This is a genomic window from Hyalangium minutum, assembly GCF_000737315.1.
Lineage (GTDB): Bacteria > Myxococcota > Myxococcia > Myxococcales > Myxococcaceae > Hyalangium > Hyalangium minutum.
Map to the genome: position 1 here is coordinate 68,508 of NZ_JMCB01000011.1, position 19,486 is coordinate 87,993.

General features: G+C 69.9%; 11 protein-coding genes. 2 read left to right on the top strand and 9 right to left on the bottom strand.

Annotated elements, in window-relative coordinates; genetic code table 11:
- Positions 1-294 precede the first annotated feature (294 nt).
- Positions 295-2,049, top strand: coding sequence for an Ig-like domain-containing domain (locus DB31_RS26775; RefSeq protein WP_044192723.1), 1,755 nt, complete (start codon positions 295-297; stop codon positions 2,047-2,049).
- Between the two features lie 14 nt (positions 2,050-2,063).
- On the opposite strand, the gene DB31_RS26780 is transcribed toward DB31_RS26775, so the two are convergent.
- Genes DB31_RS26780 through DB31_RS26790 form a run of 3 tightly spaced genes read right to left on the bottom strand, consistent with a single transcriptional unit; the run spans position 2,064 to position 6,598 of the window.
- Positions 2,064-2,420 (bottom strand): glutaredoxin, encoded by a 357-nt coding sequence (locus DB31_RS26780; RefSeq protein WP_044192724.1) that lies wholly within the window; start codon positions 2,418-2,420, stop codon positions 2,064-2,066.
- 12 nt (positions 2,421-2,432) lie between these two features.
- Complete coding sequence (locus tag DB31_RS26785) at positions 2,433-3,836, bottom strand: CapA family protein (RefSeq protein ID WP_052420262.1); 1,404 nt, start codon at positions 3,834-3,836, stop codon at positions 2,433-2,435.
- Positions 3,833-6,598 carry a DUF3160 domain-containing protein gene (locus tag DB31_RS26790; RefSeq protein WP_044192726.1) on the bottom strand — a complete coding sequence of 922 codons (2,766 nt, stop codon included), beginning with the start codon at positions 6,596-6,598 and terminating at the stop codon, positions 3,833-3,835. The genes DB31_RS26785 and DB31_RS26790 overlap by 4 nt, the downstream gene beginning before the upstream one ends.
- A gap of 93 nt (positions 6,599-6,691) precedes the next feature.
- Here DB31_RS26790 and DB31_RS26795 point away from each other — a divergent pair, with 93 nt between their 5' ends.
- Positions 6,692-10,228, top strand: a complete 3,537-nt coding sequence (locus tag DB31_RS26795; RefSeq protein ID WP_044192728.1) for a protein kinase domain-containing protein — start codon at positions 6,692-6,694, stop codon at positions 10,226-10,228.
- 12 nt (positions 10,229-10,240) lie between these two features.
- Here the strand turns inward: DB31_RS26795 and DB31_RS26800 are convergent, their stop codons facing one another.
- The 6 genes from DB31_RS26800 to DB31_RS26825 all read right to left on the bottom strand — a co-directional run bounded on the left by DB31_RS26800 (position 10,241) and on the right by DB31_RS26825 (position 19,456).
- A complete protein-coding gene (locus DB31_RS26800; RefSeq protein WP_063769265.1) occupies positions 10,241-10,705 on the bottom strand; it encodes a hypothetical protein in 465 nt (154 codons plus the stop codon).
- 142 nt (positions 10,706-10,847) lie between these two features.
- Positions 10,848-11,711: an FKBP-type peptidyl-prolyl cis-trans isomerase gene (locus tag DB31_RS26805; protein WP_044192730.1), complete on the bottom strand. Its 864-nt coding sequence runs from the start codon at positions 11,709-11,711 to the stop codon at positions 10,848-10,850.
- A gap of 159 nt (positions 11,712-11,870) precedes the next feature.
- Positions 11,871-12,131, bottom strand: a complete 261-nt coding sequence (locus DB31_RS26810; RefSeq protein WP_044192733.1) for a GlsB/YeaQ/YmgE family stress response membrane protein — start codon at positions 12,129-12,131, stop codon at positions 11,871-11,873.
- 139 nt (positions 12,132-12,270) lie between these two features.
- On the bottom strand, positions 12,271-14,988 hold the full coding sequence (locus DB31_RS26815; RefSeq protein WP_063769266.1) for a M1 family metallopeptidase: 2,718 nt from the start codon (positions 14,986-14,988) through the stop codon (positions 12,271-12,273).
- A 62-nt stretch (positions 14,989-15,050) separates the two neighbouring features.
- Positions 15,051-17,024 (bottom strand): CARDB domain-containing protein, encoded by a 1,974-nt coding sequence (locus tag DB31_RS26820; protein ID WP_052420264.1) that lies wholly within the window; start codon positions 17,022-17,024, stop codon positions 15,051-15,053.
- A gap of 179 nt (positions 17,025-17,203) precedes the next feature.
- The gene (locus DB31_RS26825; protein ID WP_044192983.1) at positions 17,204-19,456 is read right to left on the bottom strand and encodes a hypothetical protein; all 2,253 of its coding nucleotides are present in this window, start codon (positions 19,454-19,456) and stop codon (positions 17,204-17,206) included.
- Between the last annotated feature and the right edge of the window lie 30 nt (positions 19,457-19,486).

The following is a 19,486-nucleotide window of genomic DNA, read 5'->3' on the forward strand; positions in this document are numbered from 1 at the left end:
CGCAGAACTTACCGAGCCCTCCTCCGTCCTCAAGCACTCAGATCCACGACAGACGAAGGGCCGCTGCACCGTGCGCCAGGTGCACGAGGCGCTCCAGGAAACGCAAGACACCCGTAAGACAGACGTCTTTGTATGTCTGGCACATACCTCGTGCCTGGCTGCAGTGGGGTGAGCCGTTGCTGCTCCAAGCGTTGAGTCAAGAGGACGGGGGGACACAGCCCATGAATCCTCTCAGCGCCGTCCGCCGCCGCTCTTGGGCTTGAATGGAGCTGATCCGCTATAAGGACGCCCTGCATGCTCCTTCCACACGCTCGCCCGCTGTGTCTGGTCCTCGCTCTCTCCCTGATGGTTGGCTGCGGAGGTGAGGATCCTCCCGCTCCCGAGCCCACCGTGGTCGTCACGTTCTCAGGGCCGACGCAGGTCTACTGCACCACCACGCCGCTGGTGCTCCAGGCCAACGTCCTGGAGGGCACTCCGGACAGCGTGAAGCTGCTGAAGAACGGCGCGCCCGTCGCGGACCTGTCCGAGCCGTACCAGTACTCCTTCGACTGCTCCAATGAGGCGGAGCGCAGCTACGAGTTCATCGTGGAGGCGACGCTCCAGGGCGAGACCTTCCGCAGCCCGGCCAAGACCGTCGTGGTCGACCGCACCCGGCCGATCGTGACAGGCCCCTTCACCAACGGCGACACGAACGTGCGCAAGGACGCCATCATCCGCCTGACGTTCTCCGAGCCCATGCGGACCACGCCCGTCACCGCCGCCAGCCTCTCGCTGACGGACAGCTCTCGCGTCACCCTCAACTGGTCCCAGGACCAGAAGACCCTCACTGTCACTCCGGAAGCGCCCATCACTCCGCCGAAGACGCTCACGCTCTCGCTGCGCGCGTCGGACTTCCAGGACCAGGCGGGCAACGCGCTGTCGGGCAGTGCTCCCACGCAGTGGCAGTGGACGGTCCCCACCTTCCTCACCGAGTGGGCCACCCCGAAGCAGGGCGATGGAGCCACCGATCGCGCCGCGTTCGCGCTCGACCGCTCGGGGCGTCCCGTCATCGCCTGGCCGGCGCTCACCAGCGCCACGGGCGTCACGGACCTGTATGTGGCCCGCTCGGACACGAGCAGCACCACGCCGCTCGGCGGGGCCCTGCGCGCCCAGCCCAGCCAGACGACCTCGGTCAGTGAGGTCTCCGTCGCCGTGGATAACTCGAACCGGCCCGTGGTGGCGTGGCTCGAGCCCGTCTCCGACGAAGAGCAGGTCTTCGTCCGGCGCTGGAACGGCTCGAGCTGGGACGAGCTGGGCCCCGTGCCCAACCCCATCGCCAACAGCGACGCCTCGGGGCTGGTGCTGGCCACGGGGGACTCGGATGAGCCCGTGGTGGCGTGGCAGGAGACGGATACGTCCTCGGTGAGCCGCGTCTATGTGTACCGCTGGAATGGGACGGCCTGGGCCGCGGTGGGCGCTCCCCTCGAGGGACGGGCCGGGGCGAGCGCGCACTCGCCCTCGCTGGCCATCGACAAGCAGAACCGGCCGTGGGTCGCGATCAGCGAGAGCTCCTCGGACCCCACCTTCCTGACGGCGGTGGTGGTCCGCATCTGGACCGGCACCAACTGGGGGCAATACAACGTCGGCCTCCGCCCCAATGACGTGCCCACGAACGCCACGGTGGGCCGCTCCTCGCTCGTGGTGAACGCCCAGGGCGAGCCGGCCTGCATCTTCGAGCTCGTCACGTCGGGGCAGACCATCTCGACCTATGATCTCTACATCGCCCGCTCGGTGAACAACGGCTGGGCCACCCCCGCATATGTCACGGGCGCGAACCTGATCCGGCCGTCGCTCGCCTACGACGCGCAGGGTGTGCTCTGGGCCACCTGGGAGAACATCTCCTCGAGCATCCCCCGGAAGATCTTCCTGGAGCGGATGGACTTGCCCCTGGAGAGCCACACCCTGGAGAACGTCTCCCAGCCGGTGTTCGCCACCGGCGGCGTGGGCGCTCCGGCCCTCCTGGTGCTGGACCCGGCCTCGAAGGAGGCTCGGGTGGTGCGCCACCAGTAGGGCTCCCCGGAGGGCTACTTGGGCAGCTTCCCCTGCTGCTTCAGCGCTTCGAGGTCCGTGAAGCCGCCGATCAGCGTCCCGTCGATGAAGACCATCGGGAACGTGGGGAAGCCAGCCCAGAGCTTCAGGGCCAGGCGCTGCTGCCACATCGAGAAGTAGCTGCCGTACTCGAGGTAGGTGAACTTGATGCCCTCGGCCTCCAGAAGCTTGCGCGCCCGTCTCACGAACCCGTTCTGCGCCATACCCACCACCACCACCTTGTCGCGCGCGACTGTGGTGGCCACATGCTCGACGATGTCGCGGTGGAGCTTGCCCACCGCCTCTTGAACGGCGGGAGCGACCTTGTCCTGCGAGAGTGTTAGACGTGTCATAGAGGCGGATGTCTAACGCCTGGCCTCGCCCACGGCCAGCCGCGCTTCGCAGCGGAGGGCGAGCTCGTCCGAGTCATCTCCTTTGAAGCCAAAGCCTTTCCACCGGTAGGCGGCGACGCGAGAGCCGGGAGCGCTCGGCCGCAGCGCCACGAAGGAGTCCATCCGGTGCCGCGCGCAGAGCACCCCGGGCTCTCCCGGCAGCAACCGCGCGTCCAGCAGCGGCCACGCGAGCCCTGAGCCACGCCAGCGCGCCACGAGCCGTCCGCCCCGCGCTTCGTACACGTAGGGGCGCAGGCCCTCTTCTCCATCCAGCGGAGAGAACCGGCGCTCCACCGTGAACAGCCTCGGCTCGCCGCCCGCGTCCATCGGCCCCGTCTCGAGCGCCACCAGCGCTCCCGAGCCGACCCTCGCTGTCACCTTTCCTTCGTGGACCAGCTCCACCTCGGCGGTGGGCTGCTCGCTCAGGGCCGAGCGCGCCTGGAGTTTCAGGCCCGCCAGCTCCAGCGGCGCGTGCAGGGGCACCTCGCAGTGCTTCAGGCGCTCTGTGGTCTCGGGGCTCGGAGCGGCCTCGGGCCAGCCGCTTCCAAAGGCGAAGGAGGTCTTCAGGCCTCCGCAGCGCAAGGTGCCCTCCTCGGCTCGGCAGTCCGCCGCCAGTCCCTCGCGCCCCGCAGGGTACTTGTCGCGGAATCGGAAGTTGCCCACCGAGAAGAAGACAGGCCGGCCTTCCACGCACTCGGGCGGCTGTACCACGTGCGGGTGGTGGCCGATGATCAGATCCGCGCCTTGCGCCACGAGCCACCGCGCTGCTTGCCGCTGGTCCGGGTGCGGCCAGTCGAACAGCTCCTCGCCCCAATGCACGTAGACGACCACCAGGTTCGACAGCTGCCGCGCCAGCCGCAGCTTCTGTGCCAGCGCCACCGAGGGCACCTCTCGCACCGGCCCCGTGCCCTTGGAGACTCGCGACAGAGAGACGAGCCCCACCGTGAGCTCCCCCACCCGGAGGAACGTGGGAGAGGACTCGTAGCGCAGCGGGAACACGCCCTGCTCCACGAGCTCCCGCGCCGTCCTCACGGGCGCCTCGGGCCCCAGGTCGCCCACGTGGTTGTTCTCCAGCCCCAGCGCCGTGAAGCCCGCTCGGGCCAGCAACCCCGCTGTCTGCTCTGGCATGGCGAAGCACGGAGACTGCGGGGTCGGCCGCACGCACGAGGACGCCTCTCCCAGCGCGCCCTCCAGGTTCCCCACCACGAGCTGCGACGCACGGGCCTCCTTCAGCCAGGAGTTTCCCGCCTCGGGCTCCGGCGTGCCGCGCTCCGCGAGGATGTCTCCCACGAAGAGCAGGCGCGCCTCTCCCGCCTCGGCTCGGCCCACCCAGACCGCGCACAGGAGACCCGCCAGGAGGAGCGGACGCGCGCTCACGGCTTCGCGATGAAGGGAGTGAGCCAGGACGGCCGGGGCGTGCGTGCCTCTCGCTGCTGCCACTCCGCGTCCGACAGCGGCTCGTCGTTGATCAGCTCGTAGTACGAATAGACCGCGCCCCGGACGACCTGTCGGCGCCCGAGGTGCGGCACCACCAGCTTCCACTCCAGCGGCGTGCCCACCGCCGCGTGCAGCAACGGCTTGGGCCCTCCGTCCGCCACGTCCGCGATCTTGGGCAGAGGCGTGGGCTCCGAGAGCGCCAGCTTCGGGTTCCCCAGGCTCTTGAAGACCAGGTAGTTGTGCTCGAAGTTCCGGCCCACGTAGAGGATCTGATCGTACTCCTGCGGCTTGAGCGCCTCCCCGCGCAGCTGCTTCTCCGCCATGGCCTTGAAGGAGCGCGCCGCCGCCGCCGAGCTCGCGAGCCGCTTGAGCACGCCCTCGCGCACCTGCTCACGGTCCTGCTCCATGGGGCTGTCGAACTTGCGCGCCCCCAACCCAGCGCTCGCGCGGCGGAACGTCTCCGCGCTGGCCTCGAAGAGCTGCGCGATCGCCTCGAACGTGCGCGGATCCGGCTCCACGTAGCCTCGCGGCTGCTCCGGGAAGATCTCCTCGAACTCCCCGCCCGCGCCGAGCTCCGCCGCGGAGCGCTCATTCACCAGCACCGTGGCGTGCCGCAGCGTCGCCCAGCTCGCCAGGCCCGTCTGCAGCCGCTTCGCTTTCCACAGCTCCCCGTCCACTCCCGGCGGCGGCGCCACGTCATCGGCCCACTGCAGCGCCAGCGCCCGCAGCCACCGGTCGTAGAGGTTCGCCGGGCCCTGCGCGGCCAGGTGCTGGGAGAACCGCGTGTTCAGCGCGTCAAGCGCCTTCCCGAGTGGGGGGAACTGCTCCAGCTCCTGCGCCATCTTCCCACGCGCCCACTGGCTGCCCATCGCCGCCGCCACATCCAGCCCCGAGGGCAGTAGCCGCGGCACCATCGGTCCTGGCGCCCGCTCGGGGCACCGCGCTGTCGCCTCCAGCAACTGCGGATCCACCTTCGCGCCCTGGCGCGGTGGCCCCTGGATGCGCTCGGCCAGCGGCGTGGCGCAGTGGAACACGTCCGTGAACATCGCCTCGTTGTCGAAGCCCCAGGAGAGCGGGAACAGCACTGGGTTCGTGCCCGGGTTGCGCAGGTAGGGCGGCGGGGTGAATGCGCCCTTCGACCAGATCAACGGAGAGCGGGCCGGAGCGATGTAGCCCTCGTAGGCGGAGATCCACGCCTGCGCGAGCGCCTGCGCCGGGGCCGGCAGCGCCTCCAGCGCCTTCACGTCGAGCTGCTTCGACACCGTCGTCAGGTAGTGCATCGCCTGGAAGTACCGCTTCAAGTCGTCCGAGGCCGTGTAGTGGCCGCGCGGCTTCAGCTCGCTGTAGTCGAAGGACTCCCCCAGCGCCGGGGAGGGCTCGGTGCCCTTGGCCGCGAGGATCTTCTTCGCCTCGGGGTTGCTCGGTGTCTTCTCCGCCCGGAGGGACTCGAGCGCCGTGAACACCGCTCCCCACTTCGCATCCGCCTTCTTCAGCGCCGGGGTCGCCGCTCGGACGAACTCCCAGAAGCGCGGCATGGCCTCGTACCGCTCGGCCAGGATGAAGGAGCCCTCGTACGCCGCCGCGAACAGCTCCCAGAAGGCGTCCGTCGTGACGAGGTAGGGCACCGACTGCGTGCTGTCGTCGTGGTAGAGCTCCTCCTCATAGAGGCTGTAGAGCTGCGCGTTCTTCGTGGGCACGAACGCCCCGGCGTAGCGCCCGAACTTCTCCAGCTCGGCCTTCGACTTCACCGCCAGCCACGCGTTGGAGACATCCGCGAGCGGAAGCTGCACGGGCTCGAAGATCAGCGCGGGGCGCTCGCCGCCCACCACGCCCACGAGGCCCCGGCCATCCGCCGTCAGCGCGGGCGGCACGAGGAAGCTCTGCGACTGCGCGAGCAACCGCGGCTTCGGCTCGAGCGACACCTGCGCCTGAGCCCCGGGCTTCCCCGGCTCCCACAGCAGCTGGCCCAATCCGTTGGGCAGGAAGGCCACCGCCGTGCCGGGCAGCGCCTCTTGCTCCATCGCCTGCCACCCCGGAGCGTAGTAGGCGAGCCGCACGCGCCCCGCCTCCTCGGCGTAGAGGAGCCGCCTGCCACTGGGGTGAACCGCGAGCGGCAGGGCGCTCGGGACGTCGATGGGCTGCGGCACCTCGTATTCATCCATGCCGCGCGCGGGCAGCGCCTGCTTGGCCGGGCCCAGCACCAGGTACTCGCGGCTGCCCTTCTCCATCAGCGTGTGGATGCCAAAGCCGCTCCCGTAGCGGACCCCGAAGAAGAGCCGGAAGTCCCGCACCTGCTGGCCCTGATAGAACGCAAAGGGCCGCGGGCCCACGATGAGCCCTTTCAGCTCGCGATCCGTCGAGTGCACCTCCTGTGAGCGGAAGGTGCCTCCCTTCACGGGCTCCAGCGCGCTGATCCCCCAGCGGCGGCCCTGGTGCGTGAGGACAAACACCTTGCGCGAGGCCGGGTGCCACGCCACCGCCTCGAGCGACGTCCCCGCAGGGGCCTGCCACGCCCCCGAGGGCTTCGCCTCGCCGACTCGCCAGAACACCAGCCGCGAGGCCCCATCCGCCGAGCGCACCGAGACGGCCACCTCGGGCCCCAGCGGCCACACGGCCATGGCCACGGGAGTCTCTCCAGGCTGCAGCTCCAGTCGCGAGGCCTTGGAGGGAGCGGGACTCACCGAGGCTTCGGGAACGTCCAAGCGGGTATCGTGGGTCGCTCCCGTAGAGAGCAGGCAGACAAGCGTCAGCAGTGCTGGTGTCATGGCCCGGGAAACGCTAGCAGACTGGGTGCGATGGACGAGTCCGACAAGCCCTCCTCGCCGCAGCAGGACGTGGAGGCCGCCACCCTTCGTCGAACCCCGACCGAGTCGGCGCCTACGGCCGTCGATGCGTTCGCCGCCACGCTCGGGCCCAACCCGAAGACGCCCTCACAGGGAGGCGTGGCTCTCGACGTGAGTCGCGTGAACCTGCCTCAGGTGGCCCGCGAGCGCTACCTGTTGGAGGGCATCGTCGCCGAGGGCGGCCACGGCCGCATCCTCCGCGCCCAGGACCTGCACCTCGAGCGCGTCGTCGCTCTCAAGGAGCCCATCTCTCCCACCACCTCTCCCGAGGAGCGCTTCCTGCGCGAGGCCCGCATCACGGCCCGCCTCCAGCACCCCTCCATCGTCCCCGTCTACGAGGCCGGGCGCTTTCCCGGCGGCGAGCCCTTCTATGCAATGAAGCTCGTCTCCGGGCGCTCCCTGGCTCGCGTCATCGAGTCCATGGGCTCACTCGATGAGCGGTTGGCTGCACTGCCTCATGTGCTCGCCGTGGCCGAGGCCATGGCCTACGCGCACAGCCAGCGCGTCATCCACCGAGACCTGAAGCCCTCGAACATCCTGGTGGGCGAGTTCGGCGAGACCGTCGTCATCGACTGGGGACTGGCCAAGGAGCTCGACCAGCCGGAGGTGCCGCTGCTGGCCTCTGGTGCCACGTCCCCCGCCTCAGCGGATCCCGAGCGCACGCAGCTGGGCACCATCCTGGGAACCCCGGGCTATATGCCGCCCGAGCAGGCCTCGGGTCAGCCCGTCGACGAGCGCGCCGATGTGTACGCCCTGGGCGCCCTCCTCTATCACCTGCTCTCGGGCCAGGCGCCCTACGTGGGGACAGACCCTCAAGAGGTCCTCCAGCGCGTGCTCTCTCAGGAGCCCACCTCGCTGGCGAAGCTCCAGCCCCGGTTGACCCAGGAGCTGCTCGACATCGTCTCGCGCGCCATGGCCCGAGACCCTGCTCAGCGCTACCCCTCCGCCCGCGAGCTGGCCGAGGACCTGCGCCGCTTCCAGCGCGGCCAGCTGGTCAACGCGCACCGCTACACGGCCTCGGAGCGCGTGCTGCGCTTCGTCCGCAGGCACCGAGCGGCCCTCCTCGTCGGCGCCTTGGCGGTGGCCGCGCTCCTGGTGAAGGAGGCGCGCGATCACGATCGCATCCTCCAAGAGCGGGATCGCGCCGAGAAGGAGCGGGACCGCGCCGAGGCCAAGCAGCTCGCCGCGGAAAGGGCAGAGAAGGAAGCCCGCGAGCGCGCCGACTCGCTCACGGTGATGGAGGCCCGCTCCGCGGTGGCGCAATCCCCCGAGCGAGTCCTCCCGCTGCTGGAGTCCCTCTCCCCGGGCTTCCAGGAGTGGGGCTCGGCGCGCACGCTGGCGGCGGCCGCGCTGGCGCAGGGCGTCCCCACCACCCTCCGAGGCCATGGGGGCGCCATCAACCTGGCCGGGTTCTCGGCGGATGGGCTCCACGTGTTCACCGTCAGCGATGACCGCACCTTGCGCCGCTGGGACGTGCAGACGGGCAAGGCTCAGGTCCTGGAGACCTTCAACGACGAGGCGTGGCGCTTCGCCCTCTCGCCCGACGAGCGGTACGTGGCCTCCAGCAGCAAGGATGGACAGGTGCGGCTGCTCGAGCTGGCCACGGGCACCTCGCGCCTGCTCCTGGGGCACACCGGCTCGGTGGGCTGCCTGCAGTTCTCCACGGACGGGCGCTTCCTCTATTCGGCGGACTCCCATGGGGAGCTCCGGAAGTGGGAGGTGGCCTCCGGGGCGGGCCACATCATCGGGAAGCACGAGGGTGAGGTGGTGGCCCTGGGCGTGCTGAGTGACGGACGGCACCTGCTGTCCGCAGGCACCCAGGATCTGACCGCGCGGCTGTGGGACGTGGAAGACGGGACCCGCCAGCTCATTGTCTCGGGCACGCTCTCGCTCACGATGGTGGCCGCCTCTCAGAAGAGCAGCGCCTTCGCGGTGGCCACCAACAGGGGCAAGGTCCTCTTGTGGGAGTCCGCCGAGCAGCTCCCCCGCGAGCTCGAAGGCGGGCGTGGCTCCATCCAGGCGTTGAGGTTCTCTCCCGATGGGAGCCGGCTGGCGGCCCTGTCCTCGGAGGGGCAAACGCTGCTGTGGGAACTGCCGGGCGGCGAGCTGCGCACCTTCGAGAGCGCCCCGGGCTGGTGGGATTCGATCGCCTTCTCCCCCGATGGCCGGTGGCTGGCCTCGGGCGGCCGCGATGGCAAGGCCCGCATGTGGGAGCTGGCCACGGGCCAGTCGCGCGTGCTGCACGGCGCCACGGTGACGCTCAGCGCGGTGGCCTTCTCTCCCGATGGGAAGCGGCTGATCACCGCCAGCCATGACGGCGCGGCCCGCATCCACGAGGTGGAGGAGCGCTCCACGCGCGTCGTGGCGAAGCTGGAGGGCGAGCTTCCCAAGGAGATCGTCCCACGCGAGATGCGCTACAACGTCCTAGCCGAGATCCTGGGGATGGTGCCGGACAAGGTGCTCGCACTTGTGCCCACGCCCGATGGGCGGCACGTGCTGTCCGTGGATGGACTGGAGGGACGGCTCCACCGCTCCTCCCTGGAGGAGAGCGCCGACGAGGTGCGCGAAGCTCCTGGGGCGCTCACGGCGGCTTCCGCGCTGCCGGACGGCAGCCGGCTCGTCACCGGAGGCAAGGACGGCACGGTGGTGCTCTGGGATGAGCAGGGCCAGCAGCTCCAGCGGTTCGCGGGGCCCACGGATCGCGTCCTCGCGCTGCGCTTCTCGGCGGATGGACGGCAGGTGGCAGCCGGAGATGGGGCGGGCACGGTGTGGCTCTGGGACACCGTCTCGGGCCAAGGGCGCGCCCTGGGCCAACATGAGGGCTTCGTGGGCGCGGTGGCCTTCTCTCCGGATGGGCGGCAGCTCGCCTCGGGAGGCAAGGACGGAGCGGTGCGCCTCTGGGAGCTGGCGAGCGGAAAGGACCGCGTGGTGCACCGCCACGCGCAGGATGTCTCGGACCTGTCCTTCTCGCCCGACGGCGAAATCCTCGCCTCTGGGAGCCAGGATCACACCGTCTGGGTGGAGTGGCTCCAGCGAGACGCGGGCTCCACGCCGAACGAGGCCTCCGGGCACTCACTGGACATGGGCGCCGTGGGCGTCCAGCTGCTGCGCTTCACTCCGGATGGGCGGGAGCTGCTCATCTCCAGCGCGGGCGAGCCCCGGGTGCGCCGGTGGGATCTCCAGAAGCGCCAGTTCCTGACGTCCTACCTGGGCCACACCCACCACGCGCTCGATTTGGCATTCTCTCCCGAGGGCCAGCGCATGGTGACCGCCAGCAGCGACGGCACCGTCCGCGTGTGGGACCGGCAGAGTGGCGAGAGCCGGGTGCTCAAGGAGCATCGCGGCCCGGTGCTCCACGTAGCGTTCTCGCGGGATGGGCGCTCCGTCCTGTCCGCCGGGCAGGACGGCACGGTACGGGTGTGGCGGGACGATCTGCCCTTGGACCCTCAGGACTTGCGCGCGTGGATCCGGGACCAAGCCCGGAAGTGAGGCGCGCGGCGCTCAGGCCATGGCCTGAGGCTCTTGCAAGCTCAGCGGCACCGCGGACTCGCGGTGGGGATCTGGCACCCCGCGTGCGCGACGGATGCGCGAGACGATGCGCTGCGCCTCGTCCTCCGTATCCGCGAACTCGATGTCCACGCGCCACTTCCCGGTGAGGTAGAGCGCGATGACGATGGCCTTGGTGATGGCGCGCTGCAGCGCGTCCGCGCCCACGTAGACCAGTCCGTGGAACCACTGCGCGTGCAAGCTCTGAGAGAAGCGCTCGCGCGCGGCCTTGTCGATGGTGGACTGAGACACATCCGAGATGACGAAGATGGGGCGCTCGGCGGCCACGGCTTTGACGATGAGGACCAAGCTGTCCACATCCTCCACCCGCGTCGGTCCCCGCCACGTCAGGCGCAGCAGATCCGGCTCTTCCCAACGGGCGGTGTGGTTTCCGAACGTCCACTCCCTGATGAGGCTCATGGCATCCCCTTCCCCTGTGGCGTCGGGGCAATCTAGGGATGCCGAGCCAGCCTCCAAGGGGTCCCCGGGCCGGAAGACCGGCCCGAGGTGCCCGGATGTGAGATCCTGAAGGCTCGAGATGCTCACCCGCTGACAGTGCGGACTACTTGGTCGGCGGAGGCGTCTCCTGCTTCGGCTGGCTCATCTTGGCGCCCAGGCCCGTGGGGGGCGTGGCCGACTTGCCCGGGGGCGGGACGCCCGGGGTGTTCTGCGGAATCACGGGGGTGGGAGGAGCCATGCCCGGGGTGACGTCCAGCAGCTCCACCTCGAACACGAGCGTGGCACCACCCGGGATGTCCGGCGGAGCGCCGCGATCGCCGTAGGCCAGCTCCGACGGGCACACGAGGCGGGCCTTGCCGCCGACCTTCATCTTCTGAACACCCTCGGTCCAGCAGCGGATCACGCCGTTGAGCGGGAAGGTGGCGGGCTCGCCGCGCTTGAAGGAGCTGTCGAACTCCTTGCCGTCGGTGAGGGTGCCCCGGTAGTGCACCTTGACGATGTCCGAGGACTTGGGCTGGGCGCCGGTGCCGGCCTGGGTCTCCTTGTAGACCATGCCGGACTCGGTCTTCTGGGCGCCCTCTTCCTTGGCGGCCTGCTCCAGGAAGGCCTTGCCCTTCTCCTTCTCGCCGGCGGACTTGGCGGACTGGCGGGACATGGCCAGGGTCTGAATCTTGGGGCCGTACTCCTGGATGTCGACGGCGGTCTTCTCGCCCTTCACCTGGGCGGTGATGCCGGCCTTGACGAACTCGAGCTCCTCGGGCGTGAGGTTGAACATGCCCACGCTGCGGCCGATGGAGAGGCCGAGCGCATAGAGCGTCTTCTGGTCGTCGGTCTGCGGGTTGGCGGGAGAACCCGCGGCCGCGTTGGTGCCGGTGGCGCCCGAGGTGCCCTCGGGGGCCTTGTTATCAGCTGGCTTCTGGCAGCCGGCCAGCGCCAGCCCCATAGTCAGTACCCACATTTTCCGCATGTCTTCGCCTTTCCTTGCGTCGGAGGCAGCGGGGGGCCGCTGCCAGCAAGGGGCCACTTACTACAGAACGGGGCACGGCTCGCGCTTTCCGACCATCTTCCCGCCGGGCGTGGGAGGGAGTGTCGGGTGGGTGGAGGGGCCTACACCCCCGGGTGCAGCCTAGCGCCGACGGGAGAACAGCGCCTCGGAGAGGATGAGGAGGACGACGGAGCCGATGACGGAGCCGATCCATCCGGAGGGGCTGGGGTGGCGCCAGTTGCCGCCGAAGATGAGGGCGCTGAGGAAGCCGCCGACGAAGGAGCCGCCGATGCCCAGGAGGGCGGTGCGGATGATTCCGATGTGCTGATGGCCCGGCATGATGAAGCGGGCGATCATGCCGACGACGAAGCCCGAGACGGCCAGGGTGCACAGTGAAAACATGGTCTCCGCTCCTCCGAGCGCGGGACACTCCGCGCGGACTGCTGACGCACTGCGGCCTGAGTCTGCCCCACTCTCCCCCTGTGTGCGAGGGGGGTGAGGGGCAGCCTCGGGAGGGATACGGCCCAGGGCCCCGGTGATTTCAGTAGCGCTTCAGGAAGCCGGTGATGGCCGCCTGGTCGCGCTCCCACGCGGAGATACACAGGTCCGCGCGCTCTAGCGAGCGGGTGAGTACCAGCGGCGCCCCATCCACGTGGCTGGCGCGAGGCGTGAAGAAGGCCTGGGCGTCATCCCGTGCGGCCTTGTCGCAGAAGAAGCCCGGCACGTTGAACAGGCCCTGCGCCTCCGAGGCCCCCAGGCCCGCGGTGAGCTTGTCGAAGTTCTCCTTCAAGAAGGCGTACCCGATGGGCCGCGTCTGCCGCTTGTTGATCACTCCAAACAGCAGGCCCCAGCTGTCCCGGAGCGGGAACGTCCCATCCATCATCAGCCCCAGCGCCTCACGCACGAGCGCCGGATCCCGGAAGTTCCCCAGCGCATAGAACAGCATCCCCCGCTTCTCGGGCTGCTGCTCTTTGCGAGCCTTGCTCACCAGGGCGTCGAAGAAGGCCCGATCCCCCACGGAGGCCGCCGACGACAGCAGGGTGCCCACCCGGTCCGGCGACACCACCGAGGGATCCTCCAGCCACGCCTTCGCCAGCGTGCGAGCCTCAGCCAGGAGCGAGGGATCCTTGCCGTAGAGCGTGGCAAACCACAGCAACTGGTTTCGCAGCTTCCGCGTGTCCTCGTCCTCCCCAGGACGGTCCTTCCACCCGAGGGCTTTCGCCCGAGGCACCACCAGCTTCTGTAGCACCCGCTCATAGTGAGGCATCCACGCGTCCGGCAGCACGTCCGGGCGCAGGAGGCTCAGCATCGCCACGCCCGCCTCGGTGGAGGCCCGGTCCTGCTCCTTCAACAGGCCTGGCGCCATGGCAAGCGCCTCGGCCACCGGGAACTGGCCCGCGCTGGCGAAGCTCCGCAGGTCCGCGAGCATCGCCCCACGCTCGCGCGGCGTGAGCGGCTTCAGGTTCGCCTTCACCAACTGCTGCCGCAGCGGCTCGCTGTAAGCCACGCGGTAGTACCCCCGCGCGTCCTCGTTGGCGAAGACCCAGGTGGGGCAGGCCTTGGCCTCGGACAGCACGAGCTCGCCCGTGGGCTCGGTGAGCAACGTGCACGCACGGCCCTGCGGCCCGGTGCCGCCGTAGCGGACACAGATGGGAATCTGCCAGTGCTGCGCCGGAGGCGTCCCCTGCGGCTTGTTGGCGAAGAAGCGCGTCTGCGAGAGCTTCAGGCGCGGAGCCTGGCCCTTGTCACACTGCAGGTCCACGGAGACGACCGGCGCGCCCGGCTGATCGAGGAACGTGCTCATCGCGGCGGCCACATCGCGTCCGGACTCGGCGCTGAGGGCAGCGAGCAGCTCCTTGGCGGTGGTGGTCTTCCCCGCGTACTGGCGCATGTAGCGCTGGAGCCCGCGCCGGAACGTCTCCTCGCCCATCCAGGACTCGAACATGCCGAGCACGGACGAGCCCTTGAAGTAGGTGATGGAGTTGTCGAAGGCGCTCTCGAAGTCCGTGCGCGAGGTGATGGACTGGCGGATGGGATGCGAGGAGGCGAGCCCATCCGTCTGCAGGGCAAAGAGCTGCTCGCCCAGGCGATCCTCGGGCTCCTTCCACGAGGGCTCCAGCTTGTCGATGAGCTTGGCCTCGAGCCACGAGGCGGAGGACTCGTTGAGCCAGAGATCGTCCCACCACTCCATGGTGACGAGGTCTCCGAACCAGTAGTGAGCCAGCTCGTGGAGGGTGGTGCGGTCGTACCACTGGCGCCGCTCGAGCGTCTCCTCCTTGGGCGAAATGAGCGCGAGCGGCTGTCCAATGGCCACGAGGCCCGGGTGCTCCATGGTCCCGCGGTAGCGCGGCACCACGGCGACATCGAGCTTGGTGAAGGGGTACGGCATGTCGAAGTAGTCCTCGAGCGCGGTGACGAGGCGCGCGGTGGACTTCAGGGCGTAGGCCAGCTCCTCGCGGCGGCCCTGGGGGACGATGAAGCGCAGCGGCGTCTTGGCTCGGCCGAAGGTGCCCGCATCCACCACGTCGAAGGGGCCAACGACGAAGGCGATGAGGTAGCTGGGGAACGGCGGCGTCTCCGCGAAGGTGACGAGCTTCATGCCATCCGCGGCCGGAGTGCCCTGGGACTCGACGGGCGCATTGGCCAGCGCCACGTCCCCGGCACGCACGCGGAGGCTCAGGCGCCAGGGCACCTTGTAGTGGGGCTCATCGAAGCACGGGAAGACGCGGCGGGCGTCCACGGGCTCGAAGACGGTGTAGGCGTACCAGGTGTCCTTCTCCTTCTCACGGTAGAGGCCCTGGGTGCGCTCCTTGTCGATGACACCCTCGTAGGAGACCGAGAGCCGCGCGGCCCCCGGCGCCACGGGCTTGTCGAAGGCAAAGCCGACGAAGTCCGCGCCTCCGGGCACGCTGCGCGCGGCCACGGTGTTGCCACCGGCGGAGAGCTGCGCGGAGGAGACCTTCAGCTCGGTGGCGTTGAGCCAGATGAGCGAAGTGGCTTCCGCCACCTCCAACTCGATGTCCATCTTCCCCTGGAAGGTGTCCTGGGTGGGGACGACGGTGAGCTCGACGGCGTAGCGCACCGGGCGCACGTTCTTGGGCAGGCGCAGCTCGGGAGGCTTGGGGTCCGCAACCGGAGCGGGAGCCGCCTGCGCGGCGGGAGTCACAGACTCAGAGGCAGGTGCCGTGGTGGCACACGAGGTCCACAACAAGGGCAGCAAGGCCCACGCGAACGGCCGAAGCGCAGAGGCAGTCGTCATGCGGCCGGGTTCTAGCCCAGCGCCGCAGGTGCCGCGAATCGATCAACCCCGGTGCCGCGGCCTCAGGGGTGCGTGACGCGAGAGGCCACGAGCGCCGGGCCCTGCCGCCCGTTCGCAGGCCCGTGGAGCATCGCGAGCGTGGAGCCCACGGCCACCGAGCCACCCACGCGGATGTTGTTGTCCTTGAGCAGCTCGGGCTCGCGGCCCTCCACGTCGGCGATGGCGCCCAGGTACCACGTGCCTGCGGGGAGCTTCTCACTCCCAACCACAGTCACCGTCGTGCACTCCCCCATCCCTAGAGGAGCCAGGCTCACATCCCCAATGAGCCGATCCGAAGCGGTGATGGCCGCATCCGCCGAGAGGAAGAGGCTCACCCGCGCCTCCCCCTGGCTCGCCCGCGTGCCCTGGTTGCACACCGTCACCTGGCCCGTGAAGGTCTGCACATCCGAGAGGTACTCCGGCGCCACGAGCTCCGAGACATACAGGTCCGCGCCCTCCCCCACGCCCAGCACGTGGCCCGCCCGGGCGTTGTTGCTCTCCGACAGCTCCACCACGCGGTGGTCCGCGTCCACAGCGGCGCCCACGTACCAGGAGCCCTCCGCCACCTGGGCCAGCCCCGTCAGCTCCACCGGCGCGCACGCTCCCGCCTCAAGCTCGGGCACCTGCGTGCTGCCCAGCAACGTGTCCACCGCCGTGATGGACGCGTCCAGAGACAGGAAGAAGGCCACCGCCGACTCAGGGCTCGCGGACGTCCCCTGGTTGCACACCGTGGCGGTGGCGCGCACCGGCTGAGCCACCGCCACGCTCACCGGACCGCTCACCTCCGCCACCACCAGGTCGGGCGCGCTGCCTGCGGGTACCCGGTTGCCGAACCGCGTGTTGTTGCCCTCCACCCGCTCCGCCACCGCGTTCTCGCGATCCACCCACGCCGTCAGGTACCAGAGCCCCGGGCTCACACTCGCCGGGCCCTCGATGCGAACAGGAGCACACTTCCCCGGCGCCAGCGTCTCGACCGTCGCACCGCCCACCCGGACATCCGCGGCCGTCAGCACCGAGTCCGTCGACAGGTACGCCTCCACCTGCGCCGCCGCCGCCACGTTGCCCTGGTTGCACACGGTGGCGGTGAAGCTCACGGGCTCGGACGAGCCACTCGGGAGCGCAGCCGGGCCACTCACCGAGACCACCGTGAAGTCCGGCCCATCGTCCACCACCGTCCGCGCACCCACCTGCGTGTTGTTGCCCTCCACCAGCTCCGGCACGGCCTCGGCGCGGTCCACCCACGCGGCCACGTACCACTGCCCCCGAGGAGCCCCCTCCAGAGAGGGAATCTTCAGCGTCCGGCACTGGCCCTCGCGCAGCAGGCCCGCCGAGCCAGTGCCCACCTTCACGTCCTCGGCGGTGAGCACCGGGTCCTCGGACACGTAGACCTCCACGTCCGCCGAGGCGCTCTCCGTGCCCTCGTTGCACACCTCGACCTCCGTCTCGAACCGGGCGGAGGGAGAGAGACTCGCCGGCGCGCGCACCCGAGCCACCACCAGCTCCGCGCCCGAGCCGATCGCCACCCGGTTGCCCACGCGGCCGTTGTTCGTCTCGGACACCTCGCTCACGGTGTCCTCGGAGTCGATGACGGCGCCCAGGTACCAGAGCCCCTCGGAGCCCTGCGCCGGAACGCGCGCCTGCACGTGCAGCGTGGCGCACTGCTTCGGGTGCAGCAGCCCCGTCGGCGCGCGGCCCACCACGAAGTCCTCGGAGGAGAGGCTCGAGTCCCCGGACAGGTACAGCTTCACCTCGGAGTCCACGCGGCCCGCGCCCTGGTTGCACGCCGTCACCGTGACGAAGGACGCGCTGCCCGGCGTGGCGCTCGAAGGCCCCACCACCGAGGACACCCACAGGTCCGGCTTACCCGACGTGGCGACCGCGCCCACCACCGAGTCCAGGAAGAGCTCCGCCGGGCCCGGGGCACCGCGCGAGCACCCCGCCACCGCGCTGGCCATCAGCAGGGTCACCCACCAGCCCTGTTGACGCGTGGCCCTCATCCACTTCCTCCCAGCGGGAGGCGCCCCTTATAAGGATAGGCAACGCAGGGGCGCTTCACTTATCCGCTGGGATGAAACTCTGAACCACCTCTCCCGGGAAATCCAGCTTAAATCCCTTTCTTTGACGACTCGGCGAACCTCGGTGGGTCGGATAGTCACCTACCCGACGCATCCGTGGCCTACGGAGCCGCGGGCGGCGGGGGTGAAGCCGGGGCCGGGGTGGCGGCCGGAGCCTCCGAGGGAAGGAGCGCGGAGCACGACTCGGCACCCAGCCACCCGTGGCCGCAGGCGTAGCGGACGATGGGGACACGCACCTGCCACAGCACCGCGAGGGCGATGACCAGCGCCACGAGCAGCTTCTTGCCCAGCGAGGTCCGCTCCTCCTCCTCGTCCGTGTCGAGTCCCTGCACCGTGGACCGGAGCGGATCCGTGCTGTCCACCCTGGCGCCCTTGGGCAGCCCTGGCTTGCGAGTCACGAGAGAGGCCAGCTCGCTCGTGAGCTTGAGCCGATCATTGAGCGCCCAGCCGGAGCCCTCGAGCAGCAGCGCGAGGTTGCGCTTGCGCAGCTTCAGCCACCCGAAGAGCCCCGCGGGCAGCATGACGATGGCCGCGATGGAGATGGCGGCCGAGATGACATCCACCAGGGTGAGGGACTTCACCTGGCCCACGATGAAGGCCAGCGCCGAGCCCACCGCCGCGAACGCGATGCCGCCGGCGGCCACGATTCCCGCGGCGCCTCCGGTCTGCGCGGGAGCCGCTGCCGGAGCCGGGGGAGGCGCGGTGGTAGCCGTGGTAGCGAGGGCCGTCGTCTGCACATAGCTCTGCTCCAGCTTGCTCTCGAAGACCTTGTCTCCCGCGGTCGCGAAGGACTCCACCTTCGAGGAGATGAAGGCGCCGATGCGCTGGAACGGCATGGTCATCGCTTCCCAGAGGGAGACGGGCTGGCGGATGACCTGAGTGACGGTGGCGTCGAACTCCTTGCCATCTACGTCATGGAAGATGCCGCGCTTGCCGACCTCGAGGTTGGCGCTCCGGCCGCGCGTGACGGGGACGGCCACCTCGTAGCCCGGGCCGCCGTCCTTGGGCGTCACGTTGACGTAGAGGATGCAGGTGGTGCCCTGGCTGGTGAGGGCGGCGTGCGGGGCCCGAGGCTGTGCCAGCACCGCGAGCGTGTACTTGCGGCCACCGAGGATGAGCGTGCCCCGCTCGAAGAGGGCGCGCTTCTGGGCATGGTACAGGTCCGGCATGCTGACGAAGTTGTTGGCGAACGTCAGCAGCCAGCGCTGGTAGAGGATGAGGCGCTCCAGCTCGGTGACGGCGTCCAGTTCCTCCTTGAGCGCGAGGTCCGCCTTGCTCGCGGCCTCGATGGCCTCCAGGTCCGCGTCGGCGACGGAGGGCAGCTCGTCCAGCATGCCCTTCACGGGGCTGGCGTCGAAGGTGGCCTGCCAGGCCAGCACGGCGTCGGCCTTGGCGGACAAGTCCCTCCAGGCCGCATCGGTCAGCTTCTCCGCGTCCCCGGCGACGGGGGCGGCCACGTCCTTGCGGAACGCCTCGAGCGTCTCGAAGGCGGGCCCCCGGTACAGCTTGGACCAGGTGAGCACACCGGCCGGGTCCGCCGGAGCGATGGGCAGGGAGGTGGCGGCCTTCTCCAGCGCGGCGGTGTCCCCGAGCACGCCCTCGACACGGCCGGCGGCCAGCTTGAGGCTGGAGGCGGCCTCGGGCTGAGCGGCCACGAGGCGGCACTGGAGGAAGTACGCGTCCAGCAGCGGCTTCACCTCGCGAATGCGCTGGGCGCGCGCGAGGCTTTGCTCGCCCCAGACGAAGACAGCGGCCTTCTGGCCAGTGTGGGCCAGGAGCGCGGTCCGAGCGTCGCGGAAGCGCTGGAGCGTGGCGGAGTCAATGCCCGCCTGGCCCGCGCGGTTCTTCACCTCGGGGAACGCGGCGATGATGCGCGAGGCGAGGCCACGGACCTTCTCTGGGAGGAACTCGGGGGCGACGATGCCATCGCCGTTGATGCCCGCGGTGCGCAGCACCGGGTCACTGGCTCGCACCTGCTCCAGGGAGATGCGCGCGGTGTCGGTGGCCTTGAGGACGCCGAGGATGCGCAGCGCGGCGGCCTTGAGCTTGGCGCCCTCGGGCGAGAGCGCATCGAGTTCGAGCACCTCGCTCCGGGCGTCGGCGCCCTTGCGGGACTGGAGGAGCTTGGCGGTGTGCTTCACGGCATCGCGGACCTCGGCGACGCGGATGCGTCCGTTCTTGTCCGCGTCCATGAAGGACAAGAAGCGCGGGTCGCACTGGAGCCCATCGACGGGACACGCGGTGGCCATCCACTGCGTCTCAGGAATGTGGATGGCTTCGACGAGCGCCTCGAAGCTGGAAAGATCGACCTGAAGCGAGCCGCCATAGCGGCGATACACGAGCGGGGTAGGCATGAGCGCGCGCAAGCAAGCACAACTCACGGG